The sequence below is a fragment of the Nocardia sp. NPDC004860 genome (assembly GCF_040609015.1).
In the GTDB taxonomy this organism is placed as follows: Bacteria; Actinomycetota; Actinomycetes; order Mycobacteriales; family Mycobacteriaceae; genus Nocardia.
Genome location: NZ_JBEXJI010000002.1, coordinates 675,690 through 701,202, shown reverse-complemented (window position 1 = coordinate 701,202; position 25,513 = coordinate 675,690). Strand labels below are relative to the sequence as shown.

The 25,513-nt window shown below is 70.3% G+C and carries 26 protein-coding genes; 20 read left to right on the top strand and 6 right to left on the bottom strand.

Going from position 1 to position 25,513, the window contains the following annotated elements:
* The 11 genes from ABZV44_RS07300 (at position 1) to ABZV44_RS07250 (ending at position 10,467) form a co-directional block, all read left to right on the top strand.
* Entirely contained in the window at positions 1–981 is a 981-nt protein-coding gene (locus tag ABZV44_RS07300) for an ABC transporter permease (RefSeq protein ID WP_354832989.1), read from the top strand.
* Positions 978–1,748: an ATP-binding cassette domain-containing protein gene (locus ABZV44_RS07295; protein ID WP_354832988.1), complete on the top strand. Its 771-nt coding sequence runs from the start codon at positions 978–980 to the stop codon at positions 1,746–1,748. Before ABZV44_RS07300 ends, ABZV44_RS07295 begins: the two co-directional genes overlap by 4 nt.
* Positions 1,745–2,770, top strand: a complete 1,026-nt coding sequence (locus ABZV44_RS07290; RefSeq protein WP_354832986.1) for an ABC transporter substrate-binding protein — start codon at positions 1,745–1,747, stop codon at positions 2,768–2,770. The genes ABZV44_RS07295 and ABZV44_RS07290 overlap by 4 nt, the downstream gene beginning before the upstream one ends.
* Positions 2,771–2,867: 97 nt before the next feature.
* Positions 2,868–4,097, top strand: coding sequence for an LLM class flavin-dependent oxidoreductase (locus tag ABZV44_RS07285; protein WP_354832984.1), 1,230 nt, complete (start codon positions 2,868–2,870; stop codon positions 4,095–4,097).
* Positions 4,094–5,263: an LLM class flavin-dependent oxidoreductase gene (locus ABZV44_RS07280; protein ID WP_354832982.1), complete on the top strand. Its 1,170-nt coding sequence runs from the start codon at positions 4,094–4,096 to the stop codon at positions 5,261–5,263. The genes ABZV44_RS07285 and ABZV44_RS07280 overlap by 4 nt, the downstream gene beginning before the upstream one ends.
* A gap of 46 nt (positions 5,264–5,309) precedes the next feature.
* Complete coding sequence (locus tag ABZV44_RS07275) at positions 5,310–6,257, top strand: ABC transporter substrate-binding protein (RefSeq protein ID WP_354832980.1); 948 nt, start codon at positions 5,310–5,312, stop codon at positions 6,255–6,257.
* A gap of 397 nt (positions 6,258–6,654) precedes the next feature.
* The gene (locus tag ABZV44_RS07270; RefSeq protein ID WP_354832978.1) at positions 6,655–8,184 is read left to right on the top strand and encodes an ATP-binding protein; all 1,530 of its coding nucleotides are present in this window, start codon (positions 6,655–6,657) and stop codon (positions 8,182–8,184) included.
* A complete protein-coding gene (locus ABZV44_RS07265; protein WP_354832976.1) occupies positions 8,181–8,615 on the top strand; it encodes a roadblock/LC7 domain-containing protein in 435 nt (144 codons plus the stop codon). The genes ABZV44_RS07270 and ABZV44_RS07265 overlap by 4 nt, the downstream gene beginning before the upstream one ends.
* The gene (locus tag ABZV44_RS07260) at positions 8,612–8,959 is read left to right on the top strand and encodes a DUF742 domain-containing protein (protein WP_354832974.1); all 348 of its coding nucleotides are present in this window, start codon (positions 8,612–8,614) and stop codon (positions 8,957–8,959) included. The genes ABZV44_RS07265 and ABZV44_RS07260 overlap by 4 nt, the downstream gene beginning before the upstream one ends.
* Positions 8,934–9,530, top strand: coding sequence for an ATP/GTP-binding protein (locus tag ABZV44_RS07255; protein ID WP_354832972.1), 597 nt, complete (start codon positions 8,934–8,936; stop codon positions 9,528–9,530). Before ABZV44_RS07260 ends, ABZV44_RS07255 begins: the two co-directional genes overlap by 26 nt.
* A gap of 145 nt (positions 9,531–9,675) precedes the next feature.
* A complete protein-coding gene (locus ABZV44_RS07250; protein ID WP_354832971.1) occupies positions 9,676–10,467 on the top strand; it encodes an alpha/beta hydrolase in 792 nt (263 codons plus the stop codon).
* On the opposite strand, the gene ABZV44_RS07245 is transcribed toward ABZV44_RS07250, so the two are convergent.
* Complete coding sequence (locus ABZV44_RS07245) at positions 10,468–11,256, bottom strand: helix-turn-helix domain-containing protein (protein ID WP_354832969.1); 789 nt, start codon at positions 11,254–11,256, stop codon at positions 10,468–10,470.
* 293 nt (positions 11,257–11,549) lie between these two features.
* On the opposite strand from ABZV44_RS07245, the gene ABZV44_RS07240 reads away from it, so the two are divergent.
* The 6 genes from ABZV44_RS07240 (at position 11,550) to ABZV44_RS07215 (ending at position 18,345) form a co-directional block, all read left to right on the top strand.
* Entirely contained in the window at positions 11,550–12,731 is a 1,182-nt protein-coding gene (locus ABZV44_RS07240) for a 2-deoxy-scyllo-inosose synthase (protein ID WP_354832967.1), read from the top strand.
* A gap of 7 nt (positions 12,732–12,738) precedes the next feature.
* Positions 12,739–14,040, top strand: coding sequence for a DegT/DnrJ/EryC1/StrS family aminotransferase (locus ABZV44_RS07235; protein ID WP_354832965.1), 1,302 nt, complete (start codon positions 12,739–12,741; stop codon positions 14,038–14,040).
* Entirely contained in the window at positions 14,037–15,242 is a 1,206-nt protein-coding gene (locus ABZV44_RS07230) for a GNAT family N-acetyltransferase (protein ID WP_354832964.1), read from the top strand. The genes ABZV44_RS07235 and ABZV44_RS07230 overlap by 4 nt, the downstream gene beginning before the upstream one ends.
* 27 nt (positions 15,243–15,269) lie before the next feature.
* A complete protein-coding gene (locus ABZV44_RS07225; protein WP_354832962.1) occupies positions 15,270–16,409 on the top strand; it encodes a cytochrome P450 in 1,140 nt (379 codons plus the stop codon).
* Positions 16,410–16,437: 28 nt separating this feature from the next.
* Complete coding sequence (locus ABZV44_RS07220; RefSeq protein WP_354832960.1) at positions 16,438–18,057, top strand: MDR family MFS transporter; 1,620 nt, start codon at positions 16,438–16,440, stop codon at positions 18,055–18,057.
* Between the two features lie 123 nt (positions 18,058–18,180).
* Positions 18,181–18,345 carry a hypothetical protein gene (locus ABZV44_RS07215; RefSeq protein ID WP_354832958.1) on the top strand — a complete coding sequence of 55 codons (165 nt, stop codon included), beginning with the start codon at positions 18,181–18,183 and terminating at the stop codon, positions 18,343–18,345.
* Between the two features lie 43 nt (positions 18,346–18,388).
* On the opposite strand, the gene ABZV44_RS07210 is transcribed toward ABZV44_RS07215, so the two are convergent.
* Positions 18,389–18,598, bottom strand: a complete 210-nt coding sequence (locus tag ABZV44_RS07210; protein ID WP_354832956.1) for a hypothetical protein — start codon at positions 18,596–18,598, stop codon at positions 18,389–18,391.
* A gap of 93 nt (positions 18,599–18,691) precedes the next feature.
* Between ABZV44_RS07210 and ABZV44_RS07205 the strand changes: the two genes are divergently transcribed.
* Positions 18,692–19,114 carry a pyridoxamine 5'-phosphate oxidase family protein gene (locus tag ABZV44_RS07205; RefSeq protein ID WP_354832954.1) on the top strand — a complete coding sequence of 141 codons (423 nt, stop codon included), beginning with the start codon at positions 18,692–18,694 and terminating at the stop codon, positions 19,112–19,114.
* Positions 19,115–19,301: 187 nt separating this feature from the next.
* On the opposite strand, the gene ABZV44_RS07200 is transcribed toward ABZV44_RS07205, so the two are convergent.
* The 3 genes from ABZV44_RS07200 to ABZV44_RS07190 form a co-directional block, all read right to left on the bottom strand.
* Positions 19,302–19,874 (bottom strand): dihydrofolate reductase family protein, encoded by a 573-nt coding sequence (locus ABZV44_RS07200; RefSeq protein WP_354832952.1) that lies wholly within the window; start codon positions 19,872–19,874, stop codon positions 19,302–19,304.
* 61 nt (positions 19,875–19,935) lie between these two features.
* Entirely contained in the window at positions 19,936–20,670 is a 735-nt protein-coding gene (locus tag ABZV44_RS07195) for an SRPBCC domain-containing protein (RefSeq protein WP_354832950.1), read from the bottom strand.
* Between the two features lie 2 nt (positions 20,671–20,672).
* A complete protein-coding gene (locus ABZV44_RS07190; protein ID WP_354832948.1) occupies positions 20,673–21,290 on the bottom strand; it encodes a helix-turn-helix domain-containing protein in 618 nt (205 codons plus the stop codon).
* Between the two features lie 460 nt (positions 21,291–21,750).
* Between ABZV44_RS07190 and ABZV44_RS07185 the strand changes: the two genes are divergently transcribed.
* The gene (locus tag ABZV44_RS07185) at positions 21,751–22,929 is read left to right on the top strand and encodes an FAD-dependent oxidoreductase (protein WP_354832946.1); all 1,179 of its coding nucleotides are present in this window, start codon (positions 21,751–21,753) and stop codon (positions 22,927–22,929) included.
* Positions 22,930–22,955: 26 nt separating this feature from the next.
* Here ABZV44_RS07185 and ABZV44_RS07180 read toward each other — a convergent pair whose 3' ends face one another.
* The gene (locus ABZV44_RS07180; RefSeq protein ID WP_354832944.1) at positions 22,956–24,179 is read right to left on the bottom strand and encodes a site-specific integrase; all 1,224 of its coding nucleotides are present in this window, start codon (positions 24,177–24,179) and stop codon (positions 22,956–22,958) included.
* 23 nt (positions 24,180–24,202) lie between these two features.
* Between ABZV44_RS07180 and ABZV44_RS07175 the strand changes: the two genes are divergently transcribed.
* Positions 24,203–25,420 carry an epoxide hydrolase gene (locus ABZV44_RS07175; RefSeq protein ID WP_354832942.1) on the top strand — a complete coding sequence of 406 codons (1,218 nt, stop codon included), beginning with the start codon at positions 24,203–24,205 and terminating at the stop codon, positions 25,418–25,420.
* The last annotated feature ends 93 nt before the right edge of the window (positions 25,421–25,513 follow it).

The following is a 25,513-nucleotide window of genomic DNA, read 5'->3' as shown; positions in this document are numbered from 1 at the left end:
ATGGCCACTTCCGCCGCGCCCGCCCCGCAGCGGGCCTCGGGAATCGACGACGACCCGCCTGGCACGACCGAGCATGAGAACCATTCGGCCGCAGCCGATCCCGCCTCGGACGCGATCGGTGACAACGCGGCCGGACGTGCGACCGCGGCCGCCCCGGACCCGGGCGCGGATCGATCCGGATTGGCCCCGCCCCGGGCGCGGGTCGAACGGCGCAGGCCCGCATGGGTTTCGCTGCCGCTGCGATTCGTGCTGCCCGCGCTGATCATCGCCGCCTGGTGGATCGGCTCGGCCACCGGGGCATTGTCGCCGCAGGTACTCGCCGGTCCGCCCAAGGTGTGGTCGGCGCTGCTCGAGCTGGCCCGCAGCGGCCAGCTGACGGACTTCGCCCTCGCGTCGTTCACGCGCGCCGCGCTCGGCGTCGCGCTCGGCGTGACGGTCGGGATGGCGCTGGGCCTGCTGGCCGGATTGTCCAGTCTCGGTGAGGAACTGGTGGATTCGACCCTGCAGATCGTGCGCGCGGTGCCGTTCCTGGCGCTGGTGCCGTTGTTCATCGCCTGGTTCGGCATCGACGAGCTGTACAAGGTACTGCTGATCGCCGTCGCGACGGTGGCCCCGATGTACGCCTACACCTACCTCGGCGTCCGCAATGTGGACCGCAAGATGGTGGAGGCCGCGCGTGGTTTCGGGCTCACCGGAGTCCGGCTGGTCGCCGAGGTGATCCTGCCCGCCGCGCTGCCGGGGGTGCTCATGGCCCTGCGCGTGTGCCTGTCCATCAGCATCACCGGCCTCATCGCCGCCGAACAGGTGGGCACCACCGAGGGCGTCGGCTATCTGGTGACCCTCGCCCAGGAATACAACCGCACCGACTACATGGTGCTGTGCGTGGTCCTGTACGCGCTGCTCGGACTGGTCTTCGACGGCGCGGTGCGGCTGGTCGAACGGCTGGCCATGCCGTGGCGGCGGCAGGTGGCCATGCGATGACGACCCCGCGCGCGACGACCACCCCGCACGACCCCGCGTCGCCACTGGCGGTCTCGATCACCGGACTGCGGAAAGCCTTCGGGGAGAAGGTGATTCTCGACGGTGTCGACCTGACCATCCGCCGCGGCGAGTTCGTGGTGCTGCTGGGCCCCAGCGGCACCGGCAAGACCACCCTGCTGCGCCTGCTGACCGGACTCGAGCAGCCCGACGCCGGCGAGGTGCTGGTCCCGCCCGCCCGCACCACCGTCTACCAGGAGCCGCGCCTGGTCCCGTCCAAGCGGGTGCTGGCGAATGTGACCATCGGGCAGCGCCGTTCGCGTACGACACGCGAAGCCGGGCTGCGCGCGCTGGCCGAGGTGCAGCTCGCCGGCAAGGCCCGCCAATGGCCCGCCACGCTCTCCGGCGGGGAGGCCCAGCGGGCCGCCCTGGCCCGGGCGCTCGTCCGCGAGCCGGATCTGCTGCTGCTCGACGAGCCGTTCGCCGCACTCGACGCCCTCACCCGCCTGCGCATGCAGGACCTGGTCGGCGACCTGGTGGCCCGCCACCGCCCGGCGGTGCTCATGGTCACCCATGACGTGGACGAGGCGGTACGGCTGGCCGATCGGGTGCTCATCCTCGACCGCGGCCGCTTCGCCGTGGATCAGGCCATCGACCTGCCGCGACCGCGCGACCGCACCGATCCGGCCGCCCTGCGCCACCGGTCCGCCTTCCTCGCCCAGCTCGGCGTCGACCGTCCGGACACCGAAAACCCCAGGAGCACTTCATGACCGACACCCTCTGGTACACCCGCTGCCCGGTCCCCACCGCCAGCGGCCTCGCCCACAGCCTCGGCTGGCTCGGCGACACCGCCGAACGCAACGGACTGGCCTTCGGCGTCCTCCAGGACGCCGCACCCGAACTCGCCCTCCGCCACTTCGACCACGATCTGCCCGGCCTCATCCGCGAGGGCGGCAATGTGCCCGCCCTGGCCGCCCGCGCCCAGGGCTCGCCGACCCGGCTCATCGGCCTGACCTGGATCGACGAGGCGCAAGCCATTGTGGTGGGCCCGGATTCGCCGGTCACCTCCGCCGCCGGGCTGGCCGGGCTGCGCGTCGGCATTCCGGCCTGGGCGCGGGACCGGGCGCGCAGCTTCCCGCGTGCGATGGCGCTGCACGGTTTCGCCAGTGCCCTGCGCCTGGGCGGCCTGACGCTGGCCGACGTGCGCGTCATCGAGCTCGGCGTGGAATCGAATCCCCAGGTGCGCACCGAGATCCAGCAGCGCGACCGGAGCCTCACCTGGGGCGTGGCGGAACTGCTCGACGGCGCCGTGGACGCGATCTACGTCAAAGGCGCACGCGCACAGGAGGTCGCCCAGCAGCACGGGCTGCGGATCACGGTCGACCTCGACGCCACCGAGTCCAAGCGGCTACGCGTCAACAACGGCACGCCCCGCCCGCTGACCGTCCACCAGCACCTGCTAGACACCCGCCCCGACGTGGTGATCGGCTTCCTCGCCCAGACCCTGCGCGCCGCCGACTGGGCCACCACCCACCGCGACGACGCCGCCGAGGTCCTGCAACGCGAAACCCTGTCCGGCCCCGAGGGTGTCACCGCCGCCTACGGCACGGACTTCAACATCGGCCTGCACCCGTCGCTGTCCGATGAACGCCTCGAGTTGCTCGCCGTCCAGCAGCAGTTCCTCTACACCCACGGCTTCCTCGCCGCCGACTTCGACCTCGGCTCCTGGATCGCCCCCGAACCCCTCGAGCAGGCGCGCGCCCTCGTCGCCGCCGGACAGGCCGCAGCATGACCGAACCCCGATGGCGCTCAACCGCTCCCGCCGACCTCGCCGCGCGCCACAAGCGCGGCGCGCGCAGATCGACCAGCGCCGCCGCGGAGGTGCGGGCATGACCGAATACCTGTGGCGGCTGCCCAGCCGCGGCGACGGCCGCCGCGCCGATGCCGGGCTGCGGCACCGCGGCCGGAGCGACAGCCCGATCCCCGCCGTCGATGCCGAGCGGAATCGGGCCGGGCGCAACGGTATCGGCGGCACGCCCGACAACGGCCGAGCACCCGCTCTCGGTCTGGCTGATCCGGCCGAGGTGGGCGGCTCGGCGAGCGCCGAGGCCCGCACGGTGGATCGTGCCGTGACCGATGTCCGGGCCGGGCGGTTCGGGCCGTTCGACGACCTGCACCAGGTGGTGCACGCCGCCGAGTTGTCCGGTCTGGACGGGGTACTCGCACCCTACGACCCGGCGGGCGAGGAGTCGTGGATCGTCGCGGGCGCGGCGCTGCGGGCCACACGGCACACGCGCGTCGTCGTCGACTTCCATCCCGGCTTCGGGACGCCGGTCTACGCGGCGAAGGTTTCGGCGTCCCTGCAACGGTTCTCGGCGGGGCGACTGGGCTGGCGGCTGTCCGTGGACACCGATGCCGACGACGCGCGACAACGTGGTGACCGCGTCACCGGGGACGATCGGTACGCACGCGCAGCGGAATTCCTCACCGTGGCGCGCGGTGTCTGGAACGAGAACCCGGTGCCCGCGGCCGGATTCCGCGGCACCGGGTTCGACTACGCGGGGGAGTACTACGAGGTCGTCGACGGCGGATTCCGGGGAATCCTGTCCGGCCTGCCCTTCCCGGTGGTGTACCTGAGCGGGGATTCGACCGCGGCGCTGGAACTTTCGGCACGGCACGGCGATGTGCACGTCTTCACCGAGACGCCGCAGGGCCTCGACGCGTCCCTCACCGAACTGCGGGCGCTGTCCGCCGCGGCCGGGCGCACCGTGCGGGCGGGCGTCGAGGTGCCCGTCATCGCCCGCGCGACCGAGACCGAGGCGTGGGCTCGGGTCGAAAGGCAATGGCGCGAACTGTATCCGGACGGACCGGGTGCGGAGGCGCTGGATCTCGGCGACGGGCGCTGGGCGGGCTTCACCCAGCTGGGATATCCGCAGGCCGTCGGCTTGGTCGGCAGCTACGAGCAGGTGGCGCGGCGATTGCGGGCGTACGCCACGGCCGGCGTCGACACCGTGGTGCTGTCCGGGCACCCGCACCTCGAGGAGGTCTACCGCGCCGGGGAGCACCTGCTGTTCCTGGCCGACCCGACCGGCCGCACCCTGAAGGAGGCCACCGCATGACCATCGACATCTATTGGCGCATCGGCATGGAGGGCGATCACGCGTCGCTGCGCACCCCGCGCCGCTACAACCGCGGCCACGCGGGCGGCTACGGTCCCGGCAATATCGCCCCGGCCGTGCGCGCGGGCGAACTCGACGGCTACAGCTACCTCGATCACGCCGCGGCCGTCGCCCGCGCCTCGGAATCGGCCGGGTTCCTCGGTGGCCTGCTGCCGTCGTTCCCCATCACCGAGGACCCGTGGGCGGTGGCCGCCGCCCTGGCCCGCGAGACCACCACCTACCGGTTCATGGTCGCCTTCCAGCCCGGATTCCTGCACCCGGTGCAGGCCGCGCGCATGTCGGCCAGCCTGCAGCGCGCCACCGGCGGGCGGCTGGTCTACAACATCATCAGCGGCGGCGGGGGACCGGCCCAACTGTGGTGGGGCGACAAGGTTTCCCACGACGACCGCTACGCCCGCACCAGCGAATTCCTCGAGGTGCTGCGCGGGGTATGGGACGGCGAACCCCTCGACCACGAGGGCCGCTTCTTCCGCACCGAGGGCGCGGCACTGCCGCCCGCCCTGGCCGGGCAACCGTTCCCGGAGGTGTACTTCTCCGGCTCCTCGCCCGCCGCTGTGCGGGCCGCGGGCCGCCACGCCGACTACTACCTGTCCTGGCTCGAGCCCTTCGCCGACCTGCGCGCCAAATTCGACGGCGTGCGCGCCCACGCCGAACGCACCGGCCGCACACCGAAGTTCGCCGTCCGCATCGACATCGTGGCCCGCCACACCGCGGAGGCCGCCTGGGCCGAGATCGAGCAGGGCTGGGCCTTCGTCGATCGGGACGCCGCCAACCGCGCCGCCCAGGGCGACTCGGTGGGTGCGGCCCGCATCCAGGGCTGGGTCCCCGAAACCATTACCGGCTACCGGGATCTGGAGGTCCAGCCCAATGTCTGGTGCGGGTTCAGCCTGATTCGCGGTGGCCCGGCCTTCGGCCTGGTTGGCAGCTACGAGCAGGTCGCCCAGCGCCTCGACGAACTCATCGACCTGGGCGTGGACGCGTTCATCCTGGCCGGGAACCCGCACCTGGAAGAGGCCTACCGGGTCGGTGAGGAGGTGCTGCCGCTGCTCGGCCGCTCCCGCCTCACCATACCCGGCCCGGCCGCCACTCTCGCCGCCACCCGCTGACCACCGTGACCACATCCCCGAAAATCCACATTCACCAGGAGATTTCATGAGCATCCGGGTCGGGTACTTCCCGCACAACAACTCCCTGTTCGTCCTGCGCCACCGCGGCATCCTCGAACGCGCTCTGCCCGAGGTGGAATGGGTCGATCTGCGGGCACTGCCCAAGCCCTCACCTGTCGACGTGAAAGCCGCCCTGCCGTCCCAGCATTCGGACTGGCTGTTCGCCGAGGGCGGCTACGACTTCATCGGCACCGGCTTCACCCCGCCGATCACCGCCCTGGGCAACGATCGCGACATCGTCTATGTCGGCATCTCCGGCCCGCGTATCGAGAACGGCCGCCTGGTCGCCCCGGCCGGTAGCGGCATCGAGACCGTCGCCGACCTGAAGGGCAAGCGGGTGGGCATCGCCCACGGCTCCTGGCAGACCACCCTGCTGCTGTTCGCCCTGGACCGCGCCGGCCTCGGCTGGGCCGATATCGAACCGGTCGACACCGATATCCACGATGGCGGAAACCTGCTGCGCACCGGTGAACTCGACGCCTGGGTCGGCGCCTACCCGGCGCTGGCGGCGCTCGAGGCCACCACCGAACTGCACACTCTCGTCGACACCGAATCGGTGTTCAGCCACCCGTCACTGTGGTTCACCCGCCGCGGGTTCGCCGAGCAGCACCGTGCGGAACTGGAGACGATCATCGCCGCCCTGCAGGAATCCGACGCGTGGATCGCCGAGAACCCGCGCGCGGCCGCACAGTACTTCGTCGACGATATCGTCGCCCGCGGCGGCACCGCCGATCTCGATGCCTGGGAGGCCGCCCTGCGTGGCCGGCCCTTCGGTGTCGGACCGGTGACCGCGGAGTTCCTCGATGAGCAACAGCGTGCGGCGGATCTGCTGACCGCCAACGGCTTGCTGCCCCGGCGGATCGATGTGCGCGTGGCGGTCGTTCCGTGGATCGCCGATGCGGTCACTGCCGCGACGGTGCCCACCGCCGGCTGAGGTCCGCGCGAGCAGTGCCGGTTGCCGCGTGGCATCCGGTGGAGACGATTTGCTGTCGCGGTCTCCACCGGGTGCCACGCGGTGTTCTGCTGCGGGAACCGGGAGGTTGCTGGCGTGCACGCAGGGCCGGGAGCGCAGGTGAGGGGCGGGGACAGCATGGAATCCGGGGCGATGGTCGAGTGACCAGTTGTCGGGCCGTGGACCTCGGGTTCGGATCGCCCGGGTGACCGGGTTCTTCCGCGCCGGGGCTTCGGGGTGCAAATCGCGGTGAAATGCTGTGAGCTGCACGGGCTCCGGGTTGCGGTTTGCTCGGAGATACCGAAAGGTTAGGGGAGACAGAGGATTCTGCTATGGTGGCTCCGCCGATTTCAGGATCGGCCGGACGACAAGAGAATTGATGAATCAAGACAACGCCGTGCTGCTTTCCTGGGTTCTCGCTGCCGCGCTGCTATTCGCCGTGGTCGGGCTGCTGTTTCTGTGGCGTGCCATGCGCGCTGAACGCGGGCGGGTTGCCGCCCTGCGTGCGGAGCAGGCCAACCGCGACGTCGCGGTCGAGGACATGATCGTGAACCTGACCGAGAACGTCGTGCCCGCCATCGGTGCCGCCGTCCGACGCTCGGACCCCGACAACCCCACCGTGGACCTGCCGATCGTGCTCGAGCAGTCGCGTATCGCGGAGCTGGTGTGGCAGTGGACCGCCCGCTGCGGCGAGGAGCTGCAGAAGGTGGCCGCCGAGACCCGCGACCGGGTCCGGCGCGAAGCCGAGACCGAAGCCCAGCTGGCGGTGGCGCAGGCCGAATCCGAGCGGGAGACCGCGGTGGCCCAGGCCGAGGAGGTGGCCCAGCTGGCCATCGCCCAGGCCGAGGAGGCCGCCCGCGTCGCCGTCGCGCAGGCCGGGGAGGCCTCGCGCAGCGCGGTCGCCGAGGCCGCCGACACCGCCCGCGCCCAGGTGGAGGGCTCCGCCCGTGAGGCCACCTCGGCCGCGGTGCGCGCCTTCGGCGCCTCGGTGGTGAGCCTGGGCGCGGACGTCAGCCAGGTGCTCAGCGCCGCGCTGCGTCAGCACCGCAACGACGAGACCTTCGAAACGCTCACCCGCATCGACCATTCCGTGCAGCAGATGATCCGCCAGGCGCAGTCCTATGTGATCGTCTGTGGTGGTCTGCCCGGCCGGCGCTGGCCGCAGCAGACTCTCACCGACGTGGTGGGCGGCGCCACCGGCCGGGTCCGCGACTACACCCGGGTGCGCGCCACCGAGCTGGACCGCCCGGTCGTGAGCCGCGCGGTGGAACCGCTGGTGCACACCGTCGCGACGCTGCTCGACAACGCGCTGCGCTACTCGCCGCCGACCTCGTACGTGGACATCGGTTTCCAGGAGGGTCACCACGGCATCACGGTGATCATCGACGACGCCGGTGTGCGGATGAACCCCGAGCAGCTCGAGGAGACCCGCCGCGTCCTCGCGGGCGATCAGCTCGTCGACATCCACGCGCTGGGCCCGACCCCGCGAGTCGGGTTCCCGGGCGTGGCGGCGCTCGCGCGCCGCTACGGCTTCTCCGTCTACATCGACGGCCCCAATATGTACGGCGGCATGCGCGCCATGGTCTTCATTCCGGAGACCCTGCTGGCCGCGCCCGCCCCGACACCCGTGGCCGTTGCCGCCCCGACCCCCGTGCCGGCGCCCGCCCGGATTCCGGCACCCGACCCGGAACCCACGGTGGTGGCCATGGATTCGGCGCCTCAGGAACTCACTTCCGGTGGCCTGCCCAAGCGGCGCCGCCGCTCGGCGTCGGTGTCGGTGGCGGCACCCGTGCGCCCGGTCGTCGTGGATGAGACGTCCGCGCGACCCGATATCGCCGCTGCCTGGCACAGCGGCTCCCAGCGCGGTCGAGCGGCCGCGTTCGACCACTCCGAAGGGATGACATCGTGACCGGTACGCCCGCGACGGCTGTCAGTGACACCAACCGGCTGGCCTGGTTGCTCGACGATCTCGAAGCGCCAGGGGTCCGGTTCGCCGTTCTGCTATCGGAGGACGGCCTGCGCATCGCGCACACCGGTGGCGTGAGCATCGACGACGCCGAGCGCTTCGCCGCGGCCGCCTCCGGCCTGCGGGCCCTGGGCAAGGCGCTCGCCGAGTTCTGCGGCGGCACCTCCGACAATGCGGTGCGCCAGAACATGACCGAGTACGCCGACGGCATGATCTTCATCACCGCCGCCGGTGCCGGTGCGCTGCTGGGTGTTTCGACCACCCAGGACGTGGATGTCAGCCTGGTCGCGCACCGGATGAACGAACTGGCCCTGCGGGTCGGGCGTGAGCTCGGCAGTATGTCGCGGACCAGGGCGGATCTGCCGCGCTCATGAGCCGGCCGCGGCGCGACCCCGATCTGGTCCGGGCGTATGTGCGCACCGGCGGCCGATCGCGCCCCACGCGGGTGCTGGATCTGGTCAGTCTGGTTGTCGCGGTGGCCGATCCGGCCCCCGGCGCGTCGGCCGACGCCCGCCGCATCATCCAGCTCGCCCGCCGCGGCGTGCTGACGCTGGCCGAGCTGGCGGCCTATCTGGACCTGCCGCCTTCGGTCGTGAAGATCCTGGTGGCGGATCTACTGGACAGCGGTCATCTGGCCGTCCCGACCCCGGTGGAAGCGCTGCCGGGCAAAGCCCTCTTGGAGGAGGTACTCGATGGACTCCGCGCTCTCTCCGCATGAGCGCGTCGTCGACTATGTGCCGCAGACCGTCACCCGCACCGTAAAGTTGCTGGTGGCGGGGAACTTCGGCGTCGGGAAGACCACGTTCGTGGGCAGCGTGTCGGAGATCCGGCCGCTGCGCACCGAGGAGACGATCACCGAGGCCAGCGTCGGCGTCGACGATATGGCCGGGCTGCCGGGCAAGACCACCACCACGGTGGCCATGGACTTCGGCCGCATCACCCTGAATCCGCGTCTGGCGCTGTACCTGTTCGGCACGCCCGGCCAGCGCCGGTTCGTGCCCATCTGGGAGGACCTGGCCGTCGGTGCGCTGGGCGCGCTGGTGCTGGTCGATACTCGCCGGCTGGAGAAGGCCGACGAATCGCTGTCCATCCTCGAGGAGCGCGGTGTGCCGTTCGCGGTGGCCGTCAACGACTTCGAGGGCGCGCCCAAGCATCCGCTCGACGAGGTCCGCGATGCGCTCGACCTCGACCAGGGCACGCCGCTGATGCGGCTCGACGCCCGGGACCGCAATCCGTGCCTGCAATCGCTCATCACCCTGGTCGAGTACCTGTTGGAGCCGCGCGTCTAGCCGTATTTCCCACGGGCAGAACATCATTCGTGGTGAAAGGCCCGGCCGGGCCGCTCGCGTGACGCATCTCGCAACGCCATCCATCCGAGCTGGAATCTGCGCTACGGTGAGCGCTTCCTGCCGGGTGAAGCGAAAGAGTTTCGGAATGCCGTTTGCGAGCCGCGGATCGGTCAAGATCCACTACACCGATACCGGCGGGCCGGGGCCGGCCGTGGTGTTCGGGCACAGCCTGTTCATGGACCAGGAGATGTTCGCCCCGCAGATGGACGCGCTCGCGCCCGACTACCGGATCATCGCCATCGACTCACGCGGGCACGGGGCCAGCGAGGACGACGAAACCCCGTTCAGCCACTGGGATCTCGCCCGGGACGCGTGGGCGGTGGTGGACGAGCTGGGCCTCGAGCGCGTCGTGGTGGGCGGGGTCGCGCACGGCGGGTTCACGGCCGTGCGCATGGCGCTGCTGGCGCGGCCGCGGGTGGCGGGGCTGATCGTGATCGGGTCGAGCGCGGCGGCCATGACGCCGCAGCGGCGTGCCGGGTACCGCGAGGTGCTCGACATGTGGGCGAGCAGCGCGACCCCGGGGCCCACCATCAGAATGGTGTGCTCGCTCATGATCGGGGGCACCGCCGCCGATCAGCAGCCGTGGCGGGCGAAATGGGCGACCGCACCGCGCAATCGGATGCGGTTGGCGGGCGAATGCCTGGTCAACCGTGACTCGGTGCACGAGCTGCTCGGTGACATCGACTGTCCGGCGCTGGTGATCCGCGGGCTGGCCGATCAGGCCACCAGTGCCGAGGAGGTCGCGGAACTGGCTGCGGCGCTGGGCAGTCCGGCCCCGGTGCACACCATCGCCGGGGCCGCCATGACACCGAACCTCACCCACCCCGGCGAGTTCAACGCACTGCTGCGGGAGTTCCTGGCCGCCCTGCCGTCCTGATCAGGTCTCGATCAGTCCGAGGAACAGCTGGTGCGCCGGACCCGGCGCGGTCCCGCGATAGCGCTGCACCCGCACGTCGAACACGGTGGCGGTGCGCGGATCGCGCAGCGTGAAGGTGGGGTCGTGGCGGCCGATGTGCACGTGTCCCGCGGTCCACAGCCGCTGGAAATCGGGCTGCTCGCCCAGTTCCCGTAGCAGTTGCTCGATCTCGTCGCGGTCGCGGGAACCGGCGGCGTAGGCGCGGAAGCGCCCGACCATCAACTGGGCCTCGCGCTCCCACTCCTCGACCACGAGGCGTGCTCGCGGGTCGGTGAACATCCACCGCAGCACGTGGCCGTGCCGCGACAATCCCGGCAGCGCCGCGTCGAAGGCGCTGTTGCACGCCACCACATGCCAGCCGTCGTCGAGGGCCGCCGCCAGATGCGGCAGCAGCGCGTCCAGAATGGCGCGCACCGCGCCCACCGCCGGATCCCCGACGCGCAGCGCCCGCGCGGACGAGGCGGCCGGGCGCTGCTGGGCCAGGTGGTAGAGGTGGATGCGCTCGGCCACATCCAGCTCCAGCACCGCCGCCAGCGAATCCAGAATCGCCGGGCCGGGATTGAGCGCCTCACCCTGTTCGATCTTGGCGATATAGCCCAGGCTGGCGTGGGTGGCCTCGGCCAGCTGCCTCCGGGTCAGCCCCGCCGGATGCCGGCCGGTGGCCCGTGCGCGCCGCTCGCGCACGAACTCGGCCAGCGTGGGCGCGCGCAGCCCCTCGGCGGTCGGCAGCCCGAATTCGTTGTCGGCCAACGGCATCCCCTCGAACAGATCAGCGTGCCTCCACCCTAGGTGCCCGCCCGCCGCCGAGTGCGGTGGAACGACGAGCCGGGGTGCCCGGATGCGGCGGTACCACCGCCGGTGGTCGCGGTGCGGAAACCTGTTTCGCGCAGTGGTGCTCGCGAATTCGCCTGCTCATGACTGGGGTATCCGAGCGGTTGCCAAGCGGGGAGCTCGCATTCGATATTGGCCGTGCGAGGGACGGCAGCGGCGCCGGCCGGGGAGTCGATGGGGGTATCGGCGAATAGCGAGGAGCGGCACCGGAAATGGCCAGTAATTCATTGTCGGGCGATGAGTCGGGGCTGCGGTCGCGCCCGATAGTGATCGGGGAACAATCGTTTCCCTATTATTTCGGCCGCGACTGCATCACCGAGATCGGTGCGGCCATCGCCGCGCTGGGCGCGGACCGGCTGGTATTCGTCACCGATGACGAGGTGCTGTCCCGCTATCGCCGTGATATCGACCGGCTGGCCGGATCGATTCCGTCCCTGATCCTTTCGCATCCCTCCGGCGAGTCGATGAAAACGCTGACCTGCCTGTCCGGCCATCTGGAAACCGCCTTGCGCGCGGGCATCACGCGACGGTCGGTGGTGGTGTCCTTCGGGGGTGGTGTGCCCGGCAATCTGGCGGGGCTGATGGCGAATCTGCTGTTCCGGGGTGTGCGGCTGGTGCACGTACCGACCACGACCATCGCGGCGATGGATTCGGTGCTCTCGCTCAAGCAGGCCATCAACAGCGGAGTGGGCAAGAACCATCTGGGCACCTATTACGCGCCCGAGGCGGTATTCACCGACGTCGAATTCTTCACCACCCTGCCCGAACGTGAATTGCGCTCGGGCCTGTGCGAAATGGCGAAGAACTGCCTCGCCATCGACCCGTCCGCATTGGCCGGGTTGCGAGCGGTGATCGGCAACATGACCGCACCGGATTCGCTGCTGTGGCTGCTGGACGCCAGCATCGCCGCGAAATCCGCGGTCACCCGGGACGACACGTACGAGCGCGGCGCGGGGCTGGTCCTCGAATACGGTCACACCGCCGGCCACGCCATCGAGATCTGCGATCATCGCGTGCGCGGCGCGGCGGGTCTGCCGCACGGCGCCGCGATTGCGCTGGGAATGCTGGTGGCCGCGCACATCTCGCACGCGCGCCGGTGGCTGTCCGACGACGAGGTGAGCGTCCACTACGAGATCGTCACCGGTCTGGGGGTGGAACCCGCGCTGCCGGATTCGGTGCGTATCGACGATGTGCTCGCGGTGGTCGCCGACGACAACAAGAGGGGCTATCTGCCGCCTCGGCCCGACGCGGTGCCGTTCGTGCTGCTGCGCGCTCTCGGACGCCCGGAGTGCACCGGCGGCCTGCCGCTGGTGCCGGTGGCGGTGCGCGAGATCCGCGCCGCCCTCGACGTGATCGCTCAGCCGTCGGCGTCCGCGCCGGTCGTGGTCGGGTAGGCCCGCCGTGCTCGCGATACTCGGCGGCACGCCGGTGCGCGCGGCGCGCCCGTGGCCACGCTGGCCCCAGTACGACAATCGCACCGCCGCGGAACTGCTTGCGGCACTGCACTCGTCGCGTTGGTCGGTCACCTGGTACAGCCCGAACGGCGGCAAGTCCCGGGAGCGGATGTTCGGGGAGGCGTTCGCCCGCTACAACGGCGCGGACTACGGGGTCAGCGTCGACCACGGCTCGAGCGCCCTGGTCATCGCGCTCGAAGCGCTCGGCATCGGCCCCGGCGACGAGGTGATCGTGCCCGCCATGACCTGGGTTGCCCCGGCCACCGCGGTGCTGCGGGTGGGCGCGGTCCCGGTGCTCGTCGACGTCGATGCCGCCACCGGCTGCCTCACCGCCGACCACCTCGGCGCCGCGGTCTCACCACGCACCAGAGCGGTCATCGTGGTGCACCTGGCCTGTACCGCAGCCGAACTCGACCGCATCACCGCGGTCACCGACGCCGCCGGGCTCGCGCTGATCGAAGACTGCTCGCAGGCCCACGGCACCCGATGGGCCGGACGCGCGGTCGGCACCTTCGGCCAGATCGGCGTCTTCAGCCTCGGGGCCGCCAAATCCCTCGCCGCCGGGGAGGCGGGGGCCGCGATCACAGGCAGCCCGGAGCTCTACCGGCGAATGCTCATGCTGCGCGCCGACTCCCGCGGATACACCGACGACGGTCCCGCGCCCGGGGAATACGAGCTCGTCGAGGACGGCACGGTCATGGGCGCGAACTATTGCATGTCCGAACTGACCGCGGCGCTGCTGCTCGACCAGCTGCCACGCCTGGACGACCAGCACACGATCCGCGAGACGCGCGCCAAGGAACTCGAAGCCGGCCTGCCCGGAATCCCCCGCCTGGCACCCATTCCGGTGCCCGCCCCGGTGGATCGGCGAGCCGTCTACGAATACGGAATCCGTTTCGAGCCCGGCACTTTCGGTGACGCCACCGTCGACCAGGTGGCCGCGGCCCTCACCGCCGAACTGGGCACCAGGGTCTACCCGCCGCGCGCGCCCCTGCACCGCAGCGCCCTGCTGCGCCCGCACACCAAACCCCGCTTCGCGCGCTGGTGGGCCGGCGCCGTCGAACGCGCCGCCGGTCGCCCCTTCCCCGGAGCCGACCACTACCGCGACCACACCCTGCTGCTGCACCACAGCGTGCTGCTGGGCCGGCGCGGCGACGTCGACGACATCCTGACCGCGCTCGACAAGGTGCGCACCCACGCCGCCGACCTGCCCGCGCACCCCGCTCCCGACCCGAAAGGCATGGCATGACATCGGAACTCATGGCGGACTGGGAGAGCCGCATCATCGACGGCATCATCACCCGCCGGGCCGTCGAGTCGGACTGGGACGAGCTGCGCGGGCGGTATGCCCGCGCATTCGGCGGGGTGAAGACCCACGATTTCGAGGCATGGAAGCGACAGTTCCGGCTCGAGGACATCGCGGTGGTCGAGGACGTCTCGATGGCGCGGCAACCGCGCATCGTGGGGACCGCCGCGATCATCCGCACCACGGTGACCGTGCCCGGCGGCGCGCAGTTGTCGGTCGCGGCGTGCGCGCAGGGCATGGTCGCCACCACCCACCAGAAGCGCGGCATCTACGCCAAGGTCCAGGCCGAGCTCATGACCATCGCCATGGAGACCGAAGCGGATGTGCTGGCTGCCATGCCCGGCCCGGGCGGCAGCTACGCCTATGTCGGGGTCACGACGCACACCCGGCACCTGCGCATCGACCGGGGACGCGCGAAACTGCGAGTCTCCGAGCGGGATTCGGCCTCGGTGCGCGAGGTCGGGCTGGCGGAATCGGTGGGGGAGCTGCGGCAGATCTACGCGCTGTGGCAGCAGGCCACCCCGGGCGCACTGGATCGCGGCGAATCCTGGTGGGCGAGTGCCATCAGCCCGCAGTCCTTCATCATCGTGCACCCGGACGGATATGTGATCTACGACCTGGCCGGGAATGCGGTGCTGGTCAAGGACTTCTGCGCACTCACCGTCGCCGCGCACCGGGAACTGCTGCGGTGCCTGCTCGGGCAGGGCGAGTACACGGAGATCCGGATGGACACCGCGCTCGACGACCCCACCCCGCTGCTGCTCGAGGACTCCCGCGCGGCCGCGGTGACCGGAATCGACGCGGGCATGTGGATGTGGATCCTGAACCTGCCCAAGGCCATCGCTTCGCGGGAGTTCCGCGGCGACTTCCACGGCGTGGTCGAGGTCGCCGATCCATGGGGCCTGAGTTCCGGCGCCTACCTGCTCGATATCGCGGGTGGTCGCGGCAGCTGGTCGCCCCTCGAGGAGGCCGTGGCCGATGTCCGCATCGGCCCGCTGGAACTCACCACCGCCTACTTCGGCGCACACACCCTCGGCGAGCTCGCGCGCGCCGGCCGCGTGGAGGAGATGACCACCGGTGCCCTCGAGGCGCTGGACCGTGCCTTCACCCCCGCGCGGAAACCGTTCAACACCACGCCGTTCTGATCGAACTCCCCTGAGGACAGCACCGCCATGACAATGCCGCTCCCTCCGTCCATCTGCCCGGTGACCGGGGTCGTCGGATCCGGGGTCACCCGGGTCACCACGCCCACGGGCGACCCGGCCTGGCTGGCCACCGGTTACGAGCTGGTGCGCGACCTGTTCACCGATCCGCGGCTGGGCCGCGCGCATCGCACGCCGGAAACCGCGGCGCGGCTGGGGGAGTCGGCCTTCTCGGGCGGGCCGATCGGCAATTTCGACACCGAGCTCGAGGATCACGCGCGCATGCGCACCCTGCTGCAGCCGCACTTCTCGCCCAGGCGGATGCGGGAGTTGCGGCCGCGGGTCGAGCAACTCACCTCGGAGCTGCTCGACGCGATGGCCGAGCAGGGCTCGCCCGCCGATCTGCAGGCCGCGCTCGCCCTGCCGCTACCGCTGCTGGTGATCTGCGAGCTGCTCGGGGTGCCGTACACCGACCGGAACCTGTTCCGGGACTGGGTCGACGCGGTCGGCAATGTCGCGGACCGCGCCAAGGTCGAGCAGGGGGTGGCCGAGCTGTTCGCCTACTGTCTGGAGCTGGTCGGGAAGAAGCGCCGCGATCCCGGCGGCGACGTCGTGTCCCGGCTGTGCGCGATCGACGGCGTCGCCGACACCGAAATCGCCACGCACGCCATGGTTCTGCTGTTCGCCGGGCACGAGACCTCGGCGGTGCAGATCGGGGTCGGGGTGCGCATGCTGCTGGAGAATCCCGGCCAGTGGTGGCTGCTGCACGAACGGCCCGAACTGGTGGCCTCGGCCGCCGAGGAACTGCTGCGCGCCTGCGACGCCAGCAGCCTGCCCCGGTACGCGCGCAGTGCGCTCGAAGTCGCCGATGTGCAGATCGCGGCCGGTGATCTGGTGCTGCTGGGCATCGCCTCCGCCAATCACGACCGGGCGCTGTTCACCCATCCCGAACGCGTGGACATCACCCGGCAGGAGGCCGCACACTTCCTGTTCGGCTACGGCCCCCGCTACTGCCTCGGTGCGCCGCTGGCCCGGCTCGAATTGCAGGTCGCCTTCGGGCAACTCGTGCGCCGATTCCCCACCCTGACCCTCGCCGTCGACCCGGCCACCCTCGCCGAGCGAGACGAGGTCTTCACCGGCGGACTGACCGCGCTGCCCGTGCGCTGGTGACCACCCTTCAGCACCGAGGACTCACGAAATGGCTCTCGTCACCACCGATTCCGCGCCCCTCGTCATGACACGGCGGCGCATCTGGCTCATCTTCGCGGCCCTGTCCGCCGGACTGCTGCTCGCCAGCCTCGATCAGATGATCACCGGCGCGGCCATGCCCACCATCGTGGGTCAGCTCGGCGGCGTCCCGCACATGGCCTGGACCACCACCGCCTACCTGCTGGCCACCACCCTCGTCATGCCGCTGTACGGCAAGTTCGGCGACCTGTTCGGGCGGCGCCGGCTTTTCCTGTTCGCCATCACCGTGTTCACGGCGGCCTCCTTCGGTGCGGCGGTGTCGACCGGGTTCTGGGAGTTCATCGCCTTCCGGGCGCTGCAGGGCGTGGGCGGCGGCGGGCTGATGATTCTCGCCCAGGCCACCATGGCCGATGTGGTGCCCGCCCGGGAACTCGGCAAATACGGTGCGCCGATGGGCGCGATCTACGGGCTCACGGCGGTCGGCGGACCCATCCTCGGCGGCGAGTTCGCCGACCACCTGGGCTGGCGGTGGTGCTTCTGGATCAATGTGCCGATCGGGTTGGCGGCCTTGATCATTGCCGCACGATATCTGACCTTGCCCAGCAAGCGGCCGGCCGTGCGGCCGGACTATCTCGGGGCGGCGCTGATGAGCGCGGGCACCACCCTGCTCATCCTGATCAGCGACTGGGGTGGCAAGCGCTACGGGTGGGGCTCGCCGACGATACTCGCCATGATGGTGACCGTGGCGGTGGTGATCTCGGTATTCATCGGCGTGGAATCGCGAGCCGCCGAACCGATGCTGCCGCTGCGACTGTTCCGCAACCGCACCTTCGCGACCACCTCGCTGCTCGGTTTCATCATGGGGCTGATCATGTTCGCGTCGGTGGCGTTCGTGCCGACGTTTCTCCAAATGGCCACGGGCGTCTCGGCATCGGCGTCCGGGCTGCTGTCGATCCCCATGACCATCGGCATGTTCCTGACCGTGTCCGTCACCCTGGGTGCGGTGACCCGCACCGGCCGCTACCGGGTCTACCCGCCACTGGGCGTGGTCATCATCGCCGCCGGCATGATCTGGATGACGCGCCTGGACGCGCACACCCCGGCGTGGGTGGTGTCGGCGATGCTGTTCGTCATCGGACTGGGGCTCGGCATGGTCATGCAGCTGCTGGTGCTGCTGGTCCAGAACGCCGTTCCCGCAACGGATGTCGGGACCGCGACCAGTGCGAACAACTACTTCCGTGAGATGGGCGGCGCGCTGGGCGTCGCCATCTTCGGTTCCATCTTCACCCACCGTCTCACCGGCAACCTGGACACCGCCTTCCGGGCGCACCCCGGCGAGGTGCTGTCCACCGGGGCCAACCCGGCGGCCCTGCCGCCGGCGGTCGTCGACCACCTTCCGGCGCCACTGCGCGATGCCATCGTCGGGTCCTACGCCCATGCGCTGGTTCCGGTATTCGCCTACCTGCTCCCCGGCCTGGCCATCGCTTTCATTGTGGCCCTGCTGATTCCGCACATCCCCCTGGCGGACGTATCCGGCCTGGTCGCCCGCAACGAGGCGATCCACGACGCCGACCGCGATCCGCGCGACGAGAAGGAGCCCACGACGATCCTCGGCACCCCGCCCGCCTGACCCGATCCCGCGCTCCGAATGGCCATCCGCCGGCAACTGCTGGCCGTGACTCGGACTCGAGAATTCGCCGATCCGGGGCTCAGACTCCACCCCCACAGCGGCAGTCAGTAGTACAACTACACCATGGGAAGAGCGCCGACAGTCGTTCTCTACGTCCTCGCACTGATAGTCGTGGTCGTCGGCGTGGACATCCTCTTCTTCCGAAACCATTTCTGGGAACGCCTGATGGTGAACGTCGGCATCGTCCTGATCTTCGCAGCCTTCTACCTCAGGTTCCTGAAGAGTTGACGCCGTACGAGGCGGGCCGACCCTGCGGGCTGCGCGGTGCGGGTCAGACGAGTTCGACCTCGTCGAAACGGACGGTGAAGCTGTGGCGGCGTTCGCTCAGGACGCCGCCCTCCCGGTGGACCAGGCCTTCGCTGAAGTCGATGCGTAGTTCTTCCCGGTGCTCGTCGACGGTGCGCACGACGGCGCAGATTCCGATGAACGGCCCCTCCGGGAAGTACACGACGTCGCCCGGACCATAGTCGGTAAAGCCCACGCGGCCACAGTAATCCACGCCGCTGTTCTTTGTCTGTGGGCGCGCTGGCGTGGTCGCCACCGGTGCGGCCGATCGATATGACATGGTGGACCGATGGCCACCTGGAGAGAGTTCGAGCATGCCGCGCCCGAACTGGCCGCCGCCGTGCGGGCCAGGTTCGAGGCGACCACACACCACGTGCTGGCGACCATCCGCCGCGACGGCGCACCGCGGGTGAGCGGTACCGAGGTCGAGTTCACCGAGAAGGATCTGAAATTCGGATCGATGGCCGATGCCGTGAAGGTCCGCGACCTGCAACGCGACGGCCGCTGCGCCCTGCACGCCAACCCCGGCGACGGTTCCATGGATGGCGGCGACGGCAAGGTTTCGGGCGTCGCGGTCGAAATCCCGGTGCGGGACGGCAATTCGTTCCGGCTCGATATCCGAGAAGCCGTGCACACCACGGTCGACGGCGACGAACTGGTCATTCGATGGTGGACACCGAACAACGGATTGCGCGAGATCCGCCGGAAATAGCCGGTCGGGCCCGCGTTGAATCCCCCTCGGTGCGGGCTCGACACCCAGTCAGCCGGTGTGAGAACGGTCTTCGTGCCACTGCTCGACAGCAGTCTGCACAGCCAACTCATCTTCTTTGGCGTGGGCACCCGAGGCCCCCGCCGCGCCCAGAATCACCCAGGGAACTGCCGGATCCGGGCCGGATGCCTCAGCGGACGACGTCGAAGATGTTCTTCTGGATTCCGTTGGAGTAGGTGGCGGCCTCGACCAGCTTCAGCTTCTGGGCGTCCTTGTCGGACTCGGAGAACAGGCGCTTGCCCGCGCCGAGCAGGACCGGGAAGACCAGCAGGTGGTAGCGGTCGATGAGGCCCGCGTCGGAGAGGGCGCGGTTGAGCGAGGCGCTGCCGTGGATGATGATCGGGCCGCCGTCGGTGTTCTTCAGGGCGGCCACCTCGTCGAGGGTGCGCAGGATGGTGGTCTCGCCCCAGTTCGTCACCAGGTCGGCATCGGTGAGGGTGGTGGAGACGACGTATTTCGGCATGCCCTTGTACCCGGCGAAGTCCGCCATGTCCGGCCACACCGGGCTGAACGCCTCATAGCTGACGCGGCCCATCAGCATCGCGGTGGCTTCCTCCTGCTCGCGTCCCTTGAGTTCGTAGGCCTCGGGCACGAATTCGACGTCCTTGAAGGTCCAGCCGGAGTTCCGGTAGCCGGGTTCGCCACCCGGGCCCTCCACGACGCCGTCGAGGGAAATGAAGGCGGTGCTGATGAGAGTGCGCATGCTCTGCTCCTTGATATGTGTTGTGTCGGTTGGTGATTCGAATGGTTCGGCCGGGGCGGCTTCAGCCCAGCAAGCTGGTGAGCCACTGTTGCCAGGCGGCCTCGGCCCCGGCGGTGTCGGGACCGAACAGGTGATGGAACATCAGTGCCAGTCCGGTGGGCGCGTGGTGGAAGGTGTAGAGCCCGTCGGCGGTGCGGAGCTCGAACCGCTCGTCGTCGGCCCAGACCACCTCACCGTCCAGCGGCGGCAGGCCCGCCGGTTCGGCCTGCACCCGCGCGCCCACCACCACCGGGTCCGGTAGCGCCAGCGCCCGGATGAGCGCCGACCGCACCGCCTGCCCGGAAGAGCCCATGGCGACGGCGAATACGGGAGCCGCGATCCGGCCCGGGAAGTGCGTCAGGTATTCGCGCAGCGTGTTCAGGTGGAACGGCCAGCCGCGGCGCAGGGCGTCGTATTCGTCTTGCCAGTCGTCGCCCAGCATGCCGCTGTGGACCACACGCAGCACGGTGCTGCCGCCCTCGCGTCCCTCGAGTAGATACTCGAAGGCCATGAACCGGCCGTCCTCGTCGGTCCCGGTGCGGGTGGCAAAGTGCTTGCCCGGCTCGTACGCGGTGATCACCGACTCTTCCCGCCGGCCACCGGTATCCATGGCAGCGGTCCCGCCGGTCCGTGCCTCGACCTCGTTGCGCCCCATGAACCAGGAGTCGATTCCCGGCCCGGTCGCGATCGCCTCCCAGACCTGGTCCGGGCTCGCGGGCAGGGTCGCCTCCAGCTCGATCTCGAACGGATGCCCCATGGTCAGTTCTCCTGTCCTGCTTCGGATTCGGTGTCTTTCCGCGCTGTGGGTATCTGGTGCATGCCGACAACCACCCGGTGGTCGCGCCCGCCCGGTGCGGACTCGTCGTGGTAGCGGCTGACCAGTGTGGTCACTGTCTGTGCCAGCTCCTCGGCGAATGCCGCCCGGTCGGCCGCCGAGGCGAACCGCACCTGCGCGTCGATTCCGAAGGTCGCGACCCGCCGCTGCGCCCGGGCCGCGCCGGTCAGCAGCGCCCCGACCTCCTGTACCAGCCGCGCGCCCAGCGCGACCAGCCACCGCGCCGACAACTGGTCGGGTGAGCGCGCCGGATCCGGACTGACCGCACCCAGCGCGCTGGGGGAGATCACGTAAGAGGCTGCCGTGGCCCGGAATACACGCTCGGTGACATTGCCCTTGCGCCGTTCCTCGACCAGCTCGACCAGCCCGTGCCGCTCCAGTTCCTTGAGGTGGTAGTTCACCTTCTGCCGCGGTAGCCCGAGCCGACCGGCGAGCATGGCGGCCGAGCCCGGCTCGGCGAGAGCGGCGAGGATCCGGGACCGGATCGGGTCCAGGGAAGCCTCGGCCGCCGCGGGTTCTTCGATCACAGCGACGTCCAGCACCAACCCAGAATCCCACCGACAAAAATATTTGTCAAGGAAGGCGAAATTGTCGGTTGTCGAGTGCCGCGGGTCCCGTCCGCGGTCGCGGGGCACCACCCAACCCTCCCGAGGTGGTCCGGCTGCCCGCCCGATTCCCGAGTCGTCGGCCCGGCTCCTGCGCGACGTCGGTCGCGCCGACTGATCCCCGGTGCCGATGGCACCATCCGCTGGGCGTACCGCCGCATGACGGGCCGGCGCGGATCGCGTGAGAGCCCGCGGCCATCACCCGCCACGCTCGGCACATTTCGGTCATCGACGGTCCGCCCTGACCTGGTCCGAGGCGCTCACGGCCCGCAAGCGACGGCCTCGGTGACGTGGGTGTCGCGGTGCGCCGCGTCACCCGACACGCGCCGCGATGTCACACATCGGGCTCGAATGGTGTCTTCATGTCCGATACCACCAACGGTGAAGGAGGGCGGACATGGAGCGGGTCGTCAGGGTCGTCGTGGTCGGCGGCGGATATGCGGGGATCATCGCGGCCAACCGGCTGCGGACTCGGGAGGATGTGGAGATCACGGTGATCAACCCGCGGCCGCAATTCGTGGAGCGAATTCGGCTGCACCAGTTGGTCGCCGGTTCCGGTTCCGCCGCGGTCGAGTACGACGCGCTGCTCGGCGCGGGGATCCGGCTGATCATCGATGAGGCGACGGTGATCGATGGGGTGCGGCGCAGCGTGGCGCTGAAGAGCGGAGGCAATGTGGCCTACGACTACCTCATCTACGCCGTCGGCAGCCACGGGGCGCCCCCGGCCGTCCCGGGCGCAGCCGAATACGCCTATGACATCGCGGAATTCGAGCATGCCGAGCGGCTGCGCGATGCGCTGGCCGGTGCGGGCGCGGCCGCACCGGTGACCGTGGTCGGTGCCGGGCCCACCGGCATCGAAACCGCCGCCGAGCTCGCCGAGCAGGGCCGCCCGGTCACCCTGGTGTGCGGGGGCCTGCTCGGCCCGTGCCTGACAACGGCCGCCCGCCGCTCGGTCGCCCGGCAACTGACCGCACTCGGCGTGGCCATCGTCGACGGTCCGGATGCCAAAGTCACCGCCGTTCACCCGCACAGCGTCGTGCTGGCCGACGGTCGCGAACTGCCCAGCCCGATCACGGTGTGGACGGCCGGTTTCGGCGTGCCGGACCTGGCTGCCCGCAGCGGCCTGAGCACCGACGCCGTCGGCCGCCTGCTCACCGACGAAACCCTCACCAGCATCGATGATCCCCGCATCCTGGCCGCCGGTGACGCCGCCGCCCCCTCCGGCCAACCCCTGCGCATGAGCTGCCAGGCCGCCATCCCGCTCGGTGCCCATGCCGCCGGAACCATCCTGAGCCGCCTCGCCGAATCCGAGCCCGCCGCAATCGATATCGCGTTCATCGGCCAGTGCATCAGTCTGGGCCGCAAACGCGCGACCATGCAGCTGGCCCACTTCGACGACACCGCTCGTCGGGCCTACCTGGCCGGCCGCGTTGCCGCCACCGTCAAGGAGGCGATCTGCAAATCCACCGTGTGGGGCCTCGCCCGCGAAGCCCGCAAACCGGGCTCCTACACCGCCATCAAGGGCGGCAAACGCCAGCGGCGCATTGCGGCCGCCGCAGCGATGGCCGATCAGTAGAGGTAGCCGGCCCGTCGAAATCGCCGCTACAAGCCCAGTTTCGTGACGGCGTTGTCCTCGAGCGGGTTGGCGGTCCGGATGTAGCCGTGGACGGTGCGGGGGTTGGACCAGCGGCCCTGGCGCATGATCTCGCGGTCGCTGGCGCCGCCGAGGGCGGCCTGGGTGGCGAAGCCGGCCCGCAGGGAGTGACCGGAGAAGAGGGTGGGGTCGAGGCCGGCGCGCGCGGCGTAGCGTTTGACGAGTTCGGCGACCGCGCGGCCGGACATGGCGGTGGCGGCGATGCCGCCGTGGCGTGAAATGGTCGGGAACAGCGGCAGATTCGGGTCGGTGAGGGTGGTGCCGGTGAAGCCGTGGCAGCGGTGGATGTGGGGGTCGGGTGGCGGGGTGGCGTCGAGCCAGGCGCGCAGGTCGGTGGCCGCGTGTGCCTCGCGCAGGCGGGTCCAGTCGGCGAAGGCGCAGACGGGGCAGGTGTGCGGGCGCTGACCGCGGGGCAGGGCGACGCGTTGTTCGTTGACACCGGTGGCGTCGGTCTTGGTGGCGGGCAGCTGGATCAGCAGCAGCGGCTCGCCGGTGGTGTGGTCGGTGGTGACCGCGACATCGGCGACCCGTAGCGCGGCGATCTCGCTGCGGCGCAGCGCCCCCGCGAATCCGACCAGCAACAGCAGTGTGTCGCGGCGGCGGGCCGGTTCGGTGGGCCACTGCGCGTCCGGCAACTCGTTCAGCAGCTGATCGAGGGTGTGCAGCAGCACCGGCCGCTTCCGCTTGGGCCGGCTGCGCCGGGTGCGGCGGATACCGCGCAGGGTCAGCCGCACCACGTCGCCACGGGTGGGGGAGGGCAATCCGTTGGCGGCGTGCACGGCGGCCAGCGCCGCGGCCTTGCGCTCCAAAGTGGCGGCGCTGAAGGCCCATTCGCCGTTCTCCCGCCGCGCGTCCGCCGCCGCGGCCAGATACACCGCCACATCCAGGGCGTCCGCAGGTAGTGCCTGCCGCGCTTCCGCCGCGCACCAGGCCGCCCACGCGATCCAGTCGGTCCGGTACGCGCGCAAGGTATTCGCCGACTGCGACGCCTCGAGATATCGCCGCAGCGATCCGGCCTGCACCTCGTCGAAGCGATCGCGCACCAGCCGCAGCGCCGCCGCGTCGACCAGCACACTGCGCACCCCGCGTCGCAATTCGCCGCGCACCTCGTCGGGCACCGCGATCACCGCGGCCTGTTCCACCGGCTCGGTGACCTCCGTCGGATCTGGCATGTCCCCGACCCTAGATTGAATACGTGCTCCCGTTGCAGCAGACCCCGATTCACGTCTCCGACGACATCCTCGACGACCTCCGGCAGCGCCTGGCCCGGACCCGCTGGTTCGATGACGACGGCAATGCCGACGGCCACTACGGTGTGCCCACCGCCTACCTGCGCGAGCTGGTCGACCACTGGCGCACCGACTTCGATTGGCGCGCACAGGAAAAGGCCATGAACGCCTACGAGCACCACCGCGTCGAGGTGGACGGCGTCCCCATCCACTTCCTGCGCAAACCCGGCGTCGGCGACAACCCGATTCCGCTGATTCTCACCCACGGCTGGCCCTGGACCTTCTGGCACTGGTCCAAGGTGATCGACCCGCTGGCCGATCCGGCGGCACACGGCGGCGATCCCGCCGACGCGTTCGACGTCATCGTCCCCTCGCTGCCCGGTTTCGGCTTCTCCACCCCGATCCGGTCGCGCCCGGATCTGAACTTCTGGAAGATCGCCGACCTCTGGCACACCCTCATGACCGATGTGCTGGGCCATCGCACCTACGCCGCCGCCGGATGCGATGTCGGCGCCCTGGTCACCGGCCAGCTCGGCCACAAATACGCCGACGCCCTCTACGGGATCCATATCGGCTCGGGTCAGCGCCTGGACCTGTTCAACGGCGAACGCGCCTGGGACATCACCGGCGGCCGCCCGATTCCCGAAGGCCTGCCCGGCGACGTGCACGCGCGAATCATCGAGCTGGAGAAGCGATTCGCGGTCCACCTGACCGCCCAGATGCTCGCCCCCGCCACCCTGGCGCACGGCCTGTCGGATTCACCCGCGGGCATGCTGGCCTGGATCCTGGAGCGCTGGATGCGCTGGAGCGACCACCGCGGCGGCGACTTCGAATCCGTGTTCAGCAAGGACGAGGTGCTGACCCACGCGACCATCTACTGGGCCACCAACTGTATCGGCAGCTCGATGCGCCTCTACGCCAACCACAATCGCTACCCCTGGACCCCGTCCCACGACCGCTGGCCCGTGATCGAGGCCCCCACCGGCCTCACCTTCGTCGCCCACGAGAACCCGCCCGGCGTCACCACTGCCCAACGCGCGCGGCACTTCCGCGACAGCGACCGTGGCGCGTGGTACCACCTCGTGAATGTGACCGCCCACGACCACGGCGGCCATTTCATCCCCTGGGAGGTCCCGGCCGAATGGACCGATGACCTCCGCCGCACCTTCCGCGACCGCCGCTAGCCTTGCGCCCCCTCTGCGATGGGGCTTGCGGGGAGGTCGCTCGCAAGCCCCCACGGAACGGCGGCGGAAATCGGGTCAGGGGTCTTGCCGTGA